The sequence below is a fragment of the Streptomyces sp. NPDC051452 genome (assembly GCF_044454765.1).
Lineage (GTDB): Bacteria > Actinomycetota > Actinomycetes > Streptomycetales > Streptomycetaceae > Streptomyces.
The window spans coordinates 197,022-210,612 of sequence record NZ_JBITEB010000008.1 but is presented as its reverse complement, the minus strand read 5'-3'; the positions used below and the strand labels follow the sequence as shown (position 1 = coordinate 210,612).

At 73.5% G+C, this 13,591-nt stretch carries 9 protein-coding genes; 8 read left to right on the top strand and 1 reads right to left on the bottom strand.

From position 1 onward, the window contains the following. Positions 1-318: 318 nt before the first annotated feature. From ACIBA9_RS20760 to ACIBA9_RS20725, 8 genes are all read left to right on the top strand, one after another. Positions 319-1,362 carry a methionine ABC transporter ATP-binding protein gene (locus ACIBA9_RS20760; protein ID WP_399364893.1) on the top strand — a complete coding sequence of 348 codons (1,044 nt, stop codon included), beginning with the start codon at positions 319-321 and terminating at the stop codon, positions 1,360-1,362. Further along, on the top strand, positions 1,359-2,096 hold the full coding sequence (locus ACIBA9_RS20755) for a methionine ABC transporter permease (protein WP_399364891.1): 738 nt from the start codon (positions 1,359-1,361) through the stop codon (positions 2,094-2,096). The genes ACIBA9_RS20760 and ACIBA9_RS20755 overlap by 4 nt, the downstream gene beginning before the upstream one ends. 75 nt (positions 2,097-2,171) lie before the next feature. Next, positions 2,172-3,002 (top strand): MetQ/NlpA family ABC transporter substrate-binding protein, encoded by an 831-nt coding sequence (locus ACIBA9_RS20750; protein WP_362159998.1) that lies wholly within the window; start codon positions 2,172-2,174, stop codon positions 3,000-3,002. Between the two features lie 161 nt (positions 3,003-3,163). Further along, positions 3,164-3,802, top strand: coding sequence for a GNAT family N-acetyltransferase (locus tag ACIBA9_RS20745; protein WP_399364888.1), 639 nt, complete (start codon positions 3,164-3,166; stop codon positions 3,800-3,802). 121 nt (positions 3,803-3,923) lie between these two features. Further along, a complete protein-coding gene (cbiE, locus tag ACIBA9_RS20740) occupies positions 3,924-5,135 on the top strand; it encodes a precorrin-6y C5,15-methyltransferase (decarboxylating) subunit CbiE (RefSeq protein WP_393899001.1) in 1,212 nt (403 codons plus the stop codon). Between the two features lie 345 nt (positions 5,136-5,480). Continuing rightward, positions 5,481-9,506, top strand: coding sequence for a nicotinate-nucleotide--dimethylbenzimidazole phosphoribosyltransferase (cobT, locus tag ACIBA9_RS20735; protein ID WP_399364886.1), 4,026 nt, complete (start codon positions 5,481-5,483; stop codon positions 9,504-9,506). A 139-nt stretch (positions 9,507-9,645) separates the two neighbouring features. Continuing rightward, the gene (cobA, locus tag ACIBA9_RS20730; protein WP_399364884.1) at positions 9,646-10,878 is read left to right on the top strand and encodes a uroporphyrinogen-III C-methyltransferase; all 1,233 of its coding nucleotides are present in this window, start codon (positions 9,646-9,648) and stop codon (positions 10,876-10,878) included. Between the two features lie 91 nt (positions 10,879-10,969). After that, a complete protein-coding gene (locus ACIBA9_RS20725; protein ID WP_362159985.1) occupies positions 10,970-11,788 on the top strand; it encodes an RNA methyltransferase in 819 nt (272 codons plus the stop codon). Positions 11,789-11,804: 16 nt separating this feature from the next. Here ACIBA9_RS20725 and ACIBA9_RS20720 read toward each other — a convergent pair whose 3' ends face one another. Then, positions 11,805-13,211, bottom strand: a complete 1,407-nt coding sequence (locus tag ACIBA9_RS20720) for a protein kinase (RefSeq protein WP_399364881.1) — start codon at positions 13,209-13,211, stop codon at positions 11,805-11,807. Positions 13,212-13,591: the final 380 nt, after the last annotated feature.

The following is a 13,591-nucleotide window of genomic DNA, read 5'->3' as shown; positions in this document are numbered from 1 at the left end:
TGATCGCATGACCACCACGAGCAGCCGCACCCTTGCGACCGAGGCGACCCTTACGCCCGGTGCTCGTTGTATGTGTCCGTGCCGAATGTGCGCCTTCTAGAGGGCCCCCGCACCATCTGAGCCTCGCGCCCCGAAGCGAGAGCCGTGGCCCGTCCGGCGCCGGCGTTCCGGCGTACGCGACCCGAGCCGCTCGCGCCCACGACGTTCTCCCGGTCCACCGCCACCCGAGAACCGTGCCGCGTCCCTCGTACACCGCACGTATTGCACCCGTGCCCGGGCACACCCACGCCCGCGCACTCGACAGTGACGGAAACCCACGTGATCACCACCTCGGGCCTGACCAAGGTCTACCGCTCCCGCGGCCGTGAGGTCACCGCCCTCGACGGCGTCGATCTCCACGTCCGCGAAGGCGAGGTCTACGGCGTCATCGGCCAGTCCGGCGCCGGCAAGTCCTCGCTCATCCGGTGCGTCAACCTCCTGGAGCGCCCCACCTCCGGCACCGTGACCGTCGCCGGGCGGGACCTCACCGCGCTGGCCGGCCGCGGCCCGCGCGCCGGGAAGGAACTGCGCCGGGCGCGCAGCCACATCGGCATGGTCTTCCAGCACTTCAACCTGCTGTCCTCGCGGACCGTGCAGGACAACGTCGAGCTGCCCCTGGAGATCCTCGGCAAGTCCGGCAAGGACCGCTCCCGCAAGGCCCTGGAGCTGCTGGACCTGGTCGGCCTCGCCGACAAGGCCAAGGCCTACCCCGCCCAGCTGTCCGGCGGCCAGAAGCAGCGGGTCGGCATCGCCCGCGCCCTCGCCGGCGACCCCGCGGTACTCCTCTCCGACGAGGCCACCAGCGCCCTCGACCCCGAGACCACCCGCTCCATCCTCCAGCTGCTGCGCGACCTGAACCGGCAACTGGGCCTGACCGTCCTGCTCATCACCCACGAGATGGACGTCGTGAAGTCGATCTGCGACTCCGCCGCCCTGATGGAGCGGGGCCGGATCGTGGAGTCCGGCACGGTCAGCGAACTGCTGGCCACCCCGGGCTCCGAGCTGGCCGCCGCGCTGTTCCCGGTGGGCGGCGAGGCCTCCGGCACCGACCGGACCGTCCTCGACGTCACCTTCCACGGCGAGGCCGCCACCCAGCCGGTCATCTCCCAGCTCTCGCGCACCTACAACATCGACATCTCGATCCTCGGCGCCGCCATCGACACCGTCGGCGGCCTGCAGATCGGCCGCATGCGCATCGAACTGCCCGGCCGCTACGAGGACAACGTGGTGCCCGTCGGCTTCCTGCGCGAACAGGGCCTGCAGATCGATGTCGTCGACCAGGCGGGCGAGGAGCCCCTGCTGGTCAAGGAGGGTGCGAAGTGACCTGGTCCGAGATGCAGCCGCTGCTGTCGCAAGCGTGTTCCGAGACGTTCACGATGGTGCTCTGGTCCACCCTGATCGCCGTCGCCGCCGGCCTTCCGCTCGGCATCCTCCTGGTCCTCACCGACCGGGGCGGGCTGCTGCAGAACGTCGTCGCCAACAAGGTGACCGGGCAGATCGTGAACGTCGGCCGCTCGATGCCGTTCATCATCCTCATGGTCGCGCTGATGAACTTCACCCGCTGGGTCACCGGCACGACGATCGGCACCACCGCCGCGATCGTGCCGCTGGCCATCGGCGGCATCCCCTTCTTCGCCCGCCTGGTCGAGACGGCCGTCCGCGAGGTGGACCACGGGCTCGTCGAGGCCGTGCAGTCCATGGGCGGCAACAACTGGACGATCGTCCGCAAGGTCCTCGTCCCCGAGGCCCTGCCCTCGCTGATCGCCAGCACCACCACCACGCTGATCGCCCTCATCGGCTACTCCGCCATGGCCGGCACCGTCGGCGGCGGCGGCCTCGGCGACCTCGCCGTCCGCTACGGCTACCAGCGCTGGGAGACCGAGCTGATGTGGATCACCGTCGCGATCCTCGCCGTCGTCATCTCCCTCATCCAGTTCGCCGGCGACTTCGCGGCCCGCTCCCTGCACAGCCGCGGCGGCCGTTCCGGCCCGGCGCCCAAGCTCCGCCTGCTGAAGGCGAAGGAGCCCGCGTCGGCCGACATCGGCAAGGTCGCCTGAGCGTCCGGCGCCACCCCCACGAACTCCCCGTCCACCCGACACGGGGTCGCACCACCATCAGGAAAGGCACTTTTCGTGCGTAACACCGCCAAGATCACCACCGCCGTCCTCGCCGCCGGAGCCCTCACCTTCGGGCTGACCGCCTGCGGCTCCGGCAAGGACTCCGGCTCCGCCGACACCAGCGGCCCGCTGATCGTCGCCGCGAGCCCCACCCCGCACGCCGAGATCCTCGACTTCGTCAAGAAGAACCTGGCGAAGAAGGCGGGCCTCGACCTCGAGGTGAAGGAGTTCACCGACTACATCACGCCGAACACGGCGACCGAGGACGGCTCCGTCGGTGCCAACTACTTCCAGAACCAGCCGTACCTGGACGACTTCAACAAGAAGCGCGGCACCCACATCGTGCCCGTCGTCACGGTGCACCTGGAGCCGCTCGGCCTCTACTCCCACAAGGTGAAGAAGGCCGACGCCCTGAAGAGCGGTGCGACCATCGCCGTCCCGAACGACGCCGTCAACGAGGCCCGCGCCCTGAAGCTGCTCGCCGCCAACGGGCTCATCACCCTCAAGGACGGCGTCGGCAACGAGGCCACCCCGCGCGACATCACCAAGAACCCCAGGAAGCTGGAGTTCAAGGAGGTCGAGGCGGCCCAGACCCCGCGCTCCCTGGACGACGTGGACGCGGCCGTGGTGAACGGCAACTACGCCATCTCCGCCGGTCTCAAGCCCGCCAAGGACGCCCTCGTCCTCGAGTCGGCGAAGAACAACCCGTACGGCAACTTCCTCGCCGTGAAGAAGGGCGACGAGAACGACCCGCGGGTCAAGAAGCTCGCCAAGCTCCTCACCTCGCCCGAGGTCAAGAAGTTCATCGAGGACAAGTACCAGGGCTCCGTCATCCCGTCGTTCTGATCCGGGACGGCTTCGCGCACGCACGGGGTCCACTCCCTCACAAGGAGTGGACCCCGACCGGCGGTTCGGTGGTTTCATGCTGCATGCTGGGCAGTTCAGCGGGGCCGGCCCGGTCGGACCTGATGGCCCATCAACGTTCTTCGAAGGTTACGGAGCGGCGCATGACTAGCACCTTCCCCAACATCTCCATCAGCACGGAGCGGTTGGTGCTGCGTCCCCTGGACGAGGACGACGTCCCCGCCCTGGCCGAGATGATGAACGACGAGCAGATCGCCGCCTGGACCGACGTCCCCCAGCCGTTCACCGAGGACAGCGCCCGGCATCTGGTCTCCGCCTACGCCCCCGCCGAGCGCACCGCCGGCCACGGCCTGGACCTCGCCGTCACCGAGTTCCTCACCCATCGCCTGGTCGGCGTCATCCGGCTGGCCAAGACCGACTGGACCGTCCGCTCCACCGAACTTTCCTACATCATCGCCCCCTGGGCCCGAGGGGAGGGCTACGCCTCCGAGGCCGCCCTCGCCACCGCCCAGTGGCTCTTCGGTGAGCAGAGGTTCGAGCGCATCGAGATCCGTACCGCCGCCGACAACACCGCCTCCCAGCAGGTCGCCCAGAAGATCGGCTGTATCAGCGAGGGCGTGCTGCGCAACGCCTGCATAGTCCACGTCCGCACCGAGGACGGCACCTGGACCGATCTGCGGACGGACTTCATCGTGTGGAGCCTGCTCCCGGAGGACCTCGAGGACACCGACGAGCAGCTCGCCGACACCAGCGGTTACGCCACGTACTCCGACTGGAACTGACACCCGCCGGACAGCGGGCCCGGCCCCCTCGCGCGTCGGGCCGCCCCACCGGGTAGTCTCACGGAGCCCCCTTGGGCCCTCCTCCCCCTCACGACCCGCGGAAACCTGGAGACACACGACGATGGCCGACCGGGTCACGGTGATCGGCTGGGACGGTTCGCCGCTGACCGGCGCGGCACGCTCCGCCCTCGGCGCCGCCACGCTCGTCGCGGGCGCGGCCCACCACCTGGCGCTGCCCGAGGTCCCGCCCGCCGCCGAACGCGTCCGCCTCGGCAGCGTCGCCCTGGCCGCCCGCCGGATCGCCGCCCACCGCGGCACCGCGGTGGTGTTCGCCGACGGCGACCCCGGCTTCTTCGGTGTCGTACGCGCCCTGCGCGCACCGGAGTTCGGGCTGGAGGTCGAGGTCGTGCCCGCCGTCTCCGCCGTCGCCGCCGCCTTCGCCCGCGCCGGCATGCCCTGGGACGACGCCCAGGTGGTCGCCGCCCATCCACGCACCCTGCGCCGCGCCGTGAACGTCTGCCGCGCCCACGCCAAGGTCGCCGTCCTCACCGCGCCGGGAGCCGGCCCCGCCGAACTCGGCCTCCTCATGGAGGGGGTCCACCGCACCTTCGTCATCTGCGAGGAACTGGGCACCGAGCGCGAGCAGGTCACGGTCGTCACCTCCGACAAGGCCGCCGACCACAGCTGGCGCGATCCCAACGTCGTCATCGTCATCGGCGGCCCGATGGGCGCCGCCGAGAGCGGTGGCTGGATCGCCGGGCGCGACCCCGGCACCGGGCCGCGCGGCTGGGTGCAGCCCGCCGAGGCCTACGGCGGCGACCTGGGCGAGGGCGAGACGGAACTGCTCCGCGCCGCCCAACTCGCCCGGCTCGGCCCCCGCGTCGGCGACCTGGTGTGGGACATCGGCTGCGGCAGCGGCGCGTTCGCCGTCGAGGCCGCCCGCGCCGGAGCGGCCGTGATCGCCGTCGACCGCGACCCGCGCGCCTGCGCCCGGACCGAGAGCGCCGCCCGCCGGTTCGGGGTACAGCTGGACGTCGTGGCGGGCACCGCCCCGCACGTCCTGGAGAACCTTCCCGAACCGGACGTCGTACGGATCGGCGGTGGGGGAGCGGCCCTCGTCTCCGCGGTCGCCGACCGGCGCCCGCAGCGCATCGTGACCCACGCCGCGACCCGCGACACGGCCGAACGCGTCGGCCGCGACCTCACCGAACACGGATACCGGGTCGAGTGCGCCCTGCTCCAGTCCGTCGAACTCGACACCAGGGCCTGGACGGAGACCGAGCGGAGCGTCGCGTTCCTGCTCAGCGGGGTGCTCCCGGATCGCGCCCCGTGATCCGGTTGTCGTACCGCGCGCGGTAGGCTGGCCGATCGTTGTACCGCACCGGCGGCCCGAACTTCGTTCGCCAATGTCCGGAACGCACACCCCTTTTCGGGTGGGTGTGGTACGGCACAGCCGACAGGACGCGCAACGTGGCGCAGTCCACAGCGGGCTGTCGCGGATCATGCTGTCGCGATGACGGAACGGCCGGGACAATGCCACTGAATGGCTTTGTCGTCTTTTTCGGGCGGGTCGCTCGTGCCGCTGGGCACGGACGCTCGTTCTTCACTGCGGGGCGGTCGGTGCGCCGTTCCGGGTGAGCTGGTCGTGGAAGCACTAACCGATGGGCGAGGGGTACGCATGACGGACACCGGCCAGGTCCCGGGCGAGGGACAGCCGGAGAGCGCGGGCATGGTGGAACAGCCGGGCGTCGACGCGCACGGTGCGTACACCTACCTCTCCGAGGCGCACGCCGAGGACGAAGACCTGCTGCTGCCGGGTGCCCAGGGCGCATGGGGCAACGAAGTGCCGCCCCCCGCCCCGGAACCGGTGGTCGAGGCCGTCCACGAGCCCGGCCCGCACGAGACGGCCGGCCGGGACAGCGGCTCGGTCGACCTCAGGGGCGTCCGCCTGCCCGGCGCGACGCCGCCGTCGGTACCGGCGTCGCCCATCCTCTCGGCCCCCCACGACCCGGCGGCGGCCCAGCAGTCGCCCCGCCGTCCGCTGCATCTCGGCCCGCCGATCCCTGACGCCTCCGCCAGCCCGGTCCGCTCCCTGGCCGACCGCGGCCCCGCCGGGGCACCGGTGCGCCAGCCCGGTCCGCAGGCCGGCGCCCCCGAGTACCTCGACGGGCAGCCCTTGCGTGACATGGCCCCGCAGAGCGCGAGCCCCTGGGGCGCGGCACCGGCTGCCGAAACGGTTGACCCCTCCACGGCTCCGGTGACGGAGGCCCCCGGAGTCCCCGCGGTCGCCGCCGACCCGGTCGATCCGTCCGGCGCCGCCCAGGCCACCCTCGCCCGGCTGGCGACGCAGGCGGTCGCGCCGGACCCGGACCAGGTCGTCCACGCTCACGACGGTGTGCAGCCGGCGCACGACCACGACGGCGTGCCCGCGGCCGCGGCCACCGCCGGTCACGATCAGGCGGTGGAGGAGCCGGGTACGGCTCCCGCTCCCGTTCCCGTCCCCGCTCAGGAGCCGGTGGACGCGGTCGAGCCGGGTGCCACCCCGGAGCACGCGAGCGCGGAGGCCGCCGAAGGGGTGCCGGTGCCCGCACCCGCCGAGCAGGCGGCCATGGACCAGGACACCGCCGGGGCCGAGGCCACCGTGCCCGCCACCCCCCAGGTCGCCGAGGACACCGCCCACGAGGGCGTGGCCGAGGCCGGCGTCGCGGCTCCCCCGCAGGCCGCGCCCGAGGCCGACGCCGCCGTTCATCCGCAGGCCGCCCCCGAGGCCGACGTCGCGGTTCCCCCGCAGGCCGTGCCCGAGCCCGTGCCCGCGTCCCACGTCGACGCCGGGGCGCCTCCGGCCGTGCACGCCGACAGCGGCGCGGATGCCCAGCCCGCGCCCGCGCCCGCCGAGCACGAGGCGGCGGCCCCCTCGGCCCTCGCCGAAGCGGCACCCGCTGCCCCGGCCCAGGCCGTCGTCGCCGACCGGGGACCCGGTGCCGAGGCCCACGCCGTTCCCGCCCAGGTCGCGCCCGCCGTCGAAGCGCGGCCCGTCGAGGCCCAGGTCGTGGCCGCCGAGCCCATGCCGGCCCCCGCGCCCGCCGCCGAGGCGGAGCAGACGCCCGAGCCGGTCCAGGCGCCCGCGGTCACCGAGGCACCCGTGCCCGCCGAGGCACCCGTGCCCGCCGAGGCGTTCGAGACGGCCGAGGGCTTCGAGCCCGCCGAGCTACCCGAGCCCGTCGAACCGCCCATGGCGGCCGAGCTGCCCGTGCCGGCCGAGCTGCCCGCGCACGTCGAACTGCCCATGCCCGCCGAACTGTCCATGGCCGCCGGGCACCCCGCGCCCGGCGCCGTGCCTCAGACGCCACACGTCCCGCACACCCCCGAAGTTCACCCCGACACGGACCACGTCGCCGTACAAGCGCCGTCCCCCGGGAACGACGGCGACGACAACGGCAGCGGCACGGCCGAGGTCGCGTCCGGTACGCCGGAGCCCCAGGCGCCGGCCCACCCGGAGCCGGAGGCGGAGGTCCTGCCCGAGCCGTCGTACGAGGACGAGCCCCGGCAGGTGACCGGCGAGGCCGCCACGCCCGCCGCTCCGCCGGCCGACGACGTTCCGGCGCAGTCGCGACCACACCACCCGGAGCAGCCGCTCGGGCAGTTCGTGCCGGTGGAGGGCCAGGTACCCACCACCCCGCACCTCGCCCCGACCCCGCCGCACCCCCTGGTCCTGCCCGCGCAGGACGCGACGGCGCCCCAGGTGCCCCAGGTGCCCCAGGCACCGCAGGGGCCCCAGGGCGCCCCGGAGCAGCCGGAGCCCGTGGTCGTCGTGCCCGCGCCACGCGAGGGCGAACCGGCAGACGTACCCCGGACGGCGGTCGACGCGGGACCCCACCACGAAGTCGTACAGCACGCGGAGGACCTGCGTACCAGGGCCGCCGACCAGGAAGAGAGCACGGCCGACGTGGCAGAGGCACGACAGTCCACCGGTCCGGCCGCGCCCGGCTACGCCGACGCCGAACGCGAGGCCGTCCTGAAGGTCATGCGCGAGCGCCGCGACATCCGCAACGGCTTCCGCAGCGACCCGATCCCGCACGAGGTGCTGCTGCGCGTCCTGGAGGCGGCCCACACGGCGCCCTCCGTGGGTCACTCGCAGCCCTGGGACTTCGTCGTCATCCGGTCCGCCGAGACCCGGCGCACCATGCACGAGCTGGCCATGCGCCAGCGGGAGGCGTACGCCAAGTCGCTGCCCAAGGGCCGGGCGAAGCAGTTCAAGGAACTGAAGATCGAGGCGATCCTCGACACTCCGGTCAACATCGTCGTCACCGCCGACCCCACCCGCGGCGGCCGCCATACCCTCGGCCGTCACACCCAGCCGCAGATGGCGCCCTACTCCTCGGCGCTCGCGGTGGAGAACCTGTGGCTCGCCGCCCGCGCCGAAGGCCTCGGCGTCGGCTGGGTCAGCTTCTTCGACGAGCGGGAGATGGTCCGCGAGCTCGGTCTGCCCGAGCACCTGGAAGTCGTCGCCTACCTGTGTGTCGGGTACGTCGACGAGTTCCCGGACGAGCCCGAGCTGATGCAGGCCGGCTGGTCCAAGCGGCGCCCCCTGTCCTGGGTGGTGCACGAGGAGACGTACGGCCGCCGCGCCCTGCCCGGAGAGGACCCCCACGACCTGCTTGCCGAGACCGTCGCACAGATCCGCCCGCTCGACGCCAAGGCGCTCGGCGAGGCCTGGGAGCGCCAGAAGCGCATGACCAAGCCGGCCGGTGCGCTCGGCATGCTGGAGATCATCTCCGCGCAGCTGTCCGGGCTGTCCCGGCAGTGTCCGCCGCCGATCCCGGAACCCGCCGCCGTCGCCATCTTCGCGGGTGACCACGGCGTGCACGCCCAGGGCGTCACCCCGTGGCCGCAGGAGGTCACCGCCCAGATGGTGGCCAACTTCCTGGGCGGCGGCGCGGTCTGCAACGCGTTCGCCACCCAGGTCGGCGCCGAGGTGTGCGTCGTGGACGTCGGTGTCGCCGCCGACCTGCCGGCCACGCCCGGACTGCTGCCGCGCAAGATCCGGGGTGGCACGTCCGACATGACCACCGGACCCGCCATGACCCGCGAGGAGGCCCAGGCGGCCATCGAGGTCGGCATCGAGACCGCCCGCGACCTGGTGGCGGCCGGCAACAAGGCACTGCTCACCGGCGAGATGGGCATCGCCAACACCACCGCGTCCGCCGCGCTGATCTCCGTCTTCACCGGTGCCGACCCGGCGGAGGTGACCGGTCGCGGCACCGGCATCAACGACGAGACCCTGGCCCGCAAGACGGACGTGGTCCGCCGCGCGCTGGAATTCCACCAGCCGGACCCGGCCGACCCCGTCGGTGTCCTCGCGGCCATCGGCGGCTTCGAGCACGCGGCCATCGTCGGCCTGCTCCTGGGCGGCGCCTCGCTGCGTACGCCGGTCATCCTGGACGGCGTCAGCGCCGGTGCCGCGGCCCTGGTCGCCCGCGCGATCGCCCCCGAGGTCCTCGCGGCCTGCATCGCGGGCCACCGCAGCGCCGAGCCCGGCCACGTCGCAGCGCTCAACAAGCTGGGTCTGCGCCCCCTGGTCGACCTCGACCTCCGCCTCGGCGAGGGCACGGGCGCCCTGCTGGCGCTGCCGTTGGTGCAGAGCACGGCGCGGGCCATGCACGAGGTGGCCACCTTCGACTCGGCGGGAGTCACCGAGAAGTAGACGCAGGAGAGCGGGTGGTCCCGGCCCACGTACCGGACCACCCGTGCGGGCCGGCCCGCCCACAGCATAAAATCCGCACGTCAGGGCCGCTCCGAAGCCGCGGCGCGCCCACCTCACAGCTGCGCGAGGAGCCGCACCCATGGCCGAACACCCCGCCTACCCCGTAGGCCTCCGCCTCTCCGGCCGCCGCGTGGTCGTTCTCGGCGGCGGACAGGTGGCCCAGCGGCGGCTGCCGGCGCTCATCGCCGCGGGGGCGGACATCGTGCTCGTCTCCCCGGAGGCGACCCCCTCCGTGGAAGCCATGGCGGACGGCGGCGAGATCCGCTGGGAGCGGCGCGGGTACGCCGAGGGCGACCTCGCCGGGAGCTGGTACGCGCTCGTCGCCACCAGCGACCCCGAGGCCAACGCGCGCGCCTCCGCCGAGGCCGAGCGGCGCCGCGTGTGGTGCGTGCGCTCCGACGACGCCGACGAGGCGACCGCCTGGACCCCGGCGACCGGCCACGGCGAGGGCGTCACCGTCGCGGTGCTCAGCAGGGAGGCGCGCGACCGCGACCCCCGCCACACCGCCGCCGTCCGGGACGCGGTCGTCGAGGGCCTGCGGGACGGCACCCTCGTCGCCCCGCAGCATCGCGGCCGGGCGACCGGCGTCGCCCTGGTCGGCGGTGGACCCGGCGACCCGGACCTGATCACCGTTCGCGGCCGTCGGCTGCTCGCCGAGGCGGACGTCGTCATCGCCGACCGGCTCGGACCGCGCGATCTGCTCGCCGAACTCCCGCCGCACGTCGAGGTCATCGACGCGGCGAAGATCCCCTACGGGCGTTTCATGGCCCAGGAGGCCATCAACAACGCGCTGATCGAGCACGCCAAGCAGGGCAAGTCGGTCGTCCGGCTCAAGGGCGGCGACCCGTACGTCTTCGGCCGCGGCATGGAGGAGGTCCAGGCGCTCGCCGAGGCCGGGATCCCATGCACCGTGGTCCCCGGCATCTCCAGCTCGATCTCGGTGCCGGGCGCGGCCGGCATACCGGTCACCCACCGCGGTGTGGCCCATGAGTTCACCGTGATCAGCGGCCATGTCGCCCCCGACGACGAGCGTTCCCTGGTCGACTGGCCGGCGCTGGCAAGGCTCACCGGCACGCTCGTGATCCTGATGGGCGTCGACAAGATCGGGAAGATCGCCGAGACGCTCGTCGCGCACGGCAGGGCCCCCGAGACGCCCGTCGCCCTGGTCCAGGAGGGCACCACGGCCGCGCAGCGCCGGGTGGACGCCACCCTCGCCACGGTCGGGGAGACCGTACGCGCCGAAGGCGTGAAGCCCCCGGCCGTCATCGTCGTCGGCGAGGTGGTGAACGTCGGCCCGGAGCCTCTCGCCTGATCACACGTAACCACCTGATCACACGTAACCATGGGTAACGCACCCGCTCCCAGCCGTTGGCACCACACCCAGGACAAGGCAGTATCACCCTGTGGCCGATCTCATCACCGTCGAGGACCCCGACGACCCCCGCCTCCGCGACTACACGGGCCTGACCGACGTGGACCTGCGCCGCAAACGCGAACCCGCCGAGGGTCTGTTCATCGCCGAGGGCGAGAAGGTCATCCGCCGGGCCAAGGAGGCGGGCTACGAGATGCGCTCGATGCTCCTGTCGGCCAAGTGGATCGACGTCATGCGGGACGTCATCGACGAGCTTCCCGCCCCGGTGTACGCCGTCAGCCCGGAACTCGCCGAACGGGTCACCGGCTACCACGTCCACCGCGGCGCCCTCGCCTCCATGCAGCGCAAACCGCTGCCGACGGACGCCGAACTGCTGCGCTCCGCCCGCCGGGTCGTGGTCATGGAGTCGGTCAACGACCACACCAACATCGGGGCGATCTTCCGCTCGGCCGCCGCCCTCGGCATGGACGCGGTCCTGCTCTCCCCGGACTGCGCCGACCCCCTGTACCGCCGCAGCGTCAAGGTCTCCATGGGCGCGGTCTTCTCGGTGCCCTACGCCCGGCTCGACACCTGGCCCAAGGGCCTGGACTCGGTCCGCGAGGCCGGCTTCACCCTGCTCGCGCTCACCCCGGACGACAAGGCCCGCACCCTCGACGAGGCGGCCCCGCACAAGATGGACCGGGTGGCGCTCATGCTCGGCGCCGAGGGCGACGGACTGTCCACGCAGGCTCTGGTGGCCGCCGACGAATGGGTCCGCATCCCGATGTCCCACGGCGTCGACTCGCTGAACGTGGGAGCGGCGGCCGCGGTGGCCTTCTACGCCGTCGCCACCGGCCGCCCGGCGTCCTGAGCGCCGGGTCCGGCGCTCACTTCCCGAAGTCCCCGCTCACCCGCGCCTCCGGCCCGGCGGACGCGTCCCCGCTCCCGTCCGGCGGTGTGAGGCTCGGCTGGGCCTGCCGCTGCCGGACACCGTCGTCGCCGCCGAGCCCGCGCGCCGGGCCCTGACAGCCCTGCGCCACGGCGATGCCGAGTGCCACGAGCAGCGTCACCACCACGAACACGAACAGGCGCTGCCGCAGCAGCCGTGGATTGGCCGGGCGCCGTCCGGATCCCGCCGTACGCTGCCCCGGCCGCCGGGGCCCACCGCGCTGAGCGGGCCGGCTCCCGCTGCCGGAGCGCGGGGCGCCGACGCGCGGCGCGGGGGTCGGGCGGGCCGCCCCCGGCCGGGAGGCGCCCCCGCCGCGTGCGCCGCTGCCGCCACGCGAGGGGACCCCGCCGCGCGCCGGAGTGCCCCCACGGACCGGGGCGGACCCGCGCGGCAGCGGGGTGCCGGGGGAGGTGCGCCGCTGGGTGCGCTGCTGCTCGGGATAGGTCTCGACGAGCCGTCCGGTGGGCCGGTCCGCCTCGGCGGCACGCGGCGCCGGCGGCCGTACGTCGGCCAGCCCCTGTGCCTCGCGGGCGGCGATCTCCTTCAGCCGCAGCGACAGCTGCAGCGTGCTGGGCCGGTCCTCGGGGTCCTTGGCCAGACAGGCCCGCACCAGCGGGGCGAGCGCGTCGGGCACACCGTGCAGGTGCGGCTCCTCGTGCACCACCCGGTAGAGCATCACCTCGGAACTGCCCTGCCCGAAGGGGGAGTCGCCGGTCGAGGCGTAGGCCAGGGTCGCGCCCAGCGAGAACACGTCCGTGGCCGGGGTGACCGCCGCGCCGCGCACCTGCTCGGGGGCGAGGAAGCCGGGGGAGCCGACCGCGGTGCCCACATGGGTGAGGGTGGAGGCGCCGGTCGCCCAGGCGATGCCGAAGTCGATGATCCGCGGCCCCTTCGGGGACAGCAGGATGTTGGAGGGCTTCAGGTCCCGGTGGACGACACCGGCCTCGTGCACGGCGACGAGCCCCTCGGACAGGGCCGCGCCGACCGCGGCAGTGTCCGCCGCGCAGAGCGGCCCCTCGTCGGCGACCTTGTCGTGCAGCGAGGGCCCGGGCACGTACTGGGTGGCGAACCAGGGCCGCTCCGCCTCCAGGTCGGCGGCGACCAGCCGGGCCGTGCAGCCGCCCCTGATGCGCCGGGCCGCCGAGACCTCGCGCGCGAACCGGGAACGGAACTCCTGGTCCTCGGCGAGGTCGGGCCGGATCACCTTGAGCGCGACCCGCTGACCCTTCTTGTCCGAGCCGAGATAGACGACGCCCATCCCGCCCGCGCCGAGCCGTCGGTGAAGCCTGAACGAGCCGACGACACGCGGGTCCTCGCGCCTCAGGCGCATCATCGCCATGTTCATCCCCGCTGCCCGGTCCTTGTGACGTGGCACAGCTTACGTTTCCACGGCCGCCCGCGCGCAGAGGCCGCGCCCTCCGGCCCGAACGGATTGCGCGGGCCACCCGTAGGGGGTGAGAGAAGGTCAGGAACCCATGAGGCACGCCACTCTTGACCGCTCGCCAGTTCCAACCGAGCTTTCGCGAAAGGGGGTTGGCCTCGTCGAGGGTGTGGGCGCCGGGTGCGACGCGTCCGCCGCGGCGCCGTCACGGACCACCCGCGAGGCCGGACGCCGGGCGGATCACCGCCCACGTATCCCGCCCTCCCGACCACCGGTCGGAGTGATCGAAGTCACTCCGCCGGACTCATCGGGCGCTTCCGAAATGACCGGACAGAGCGGGCGAC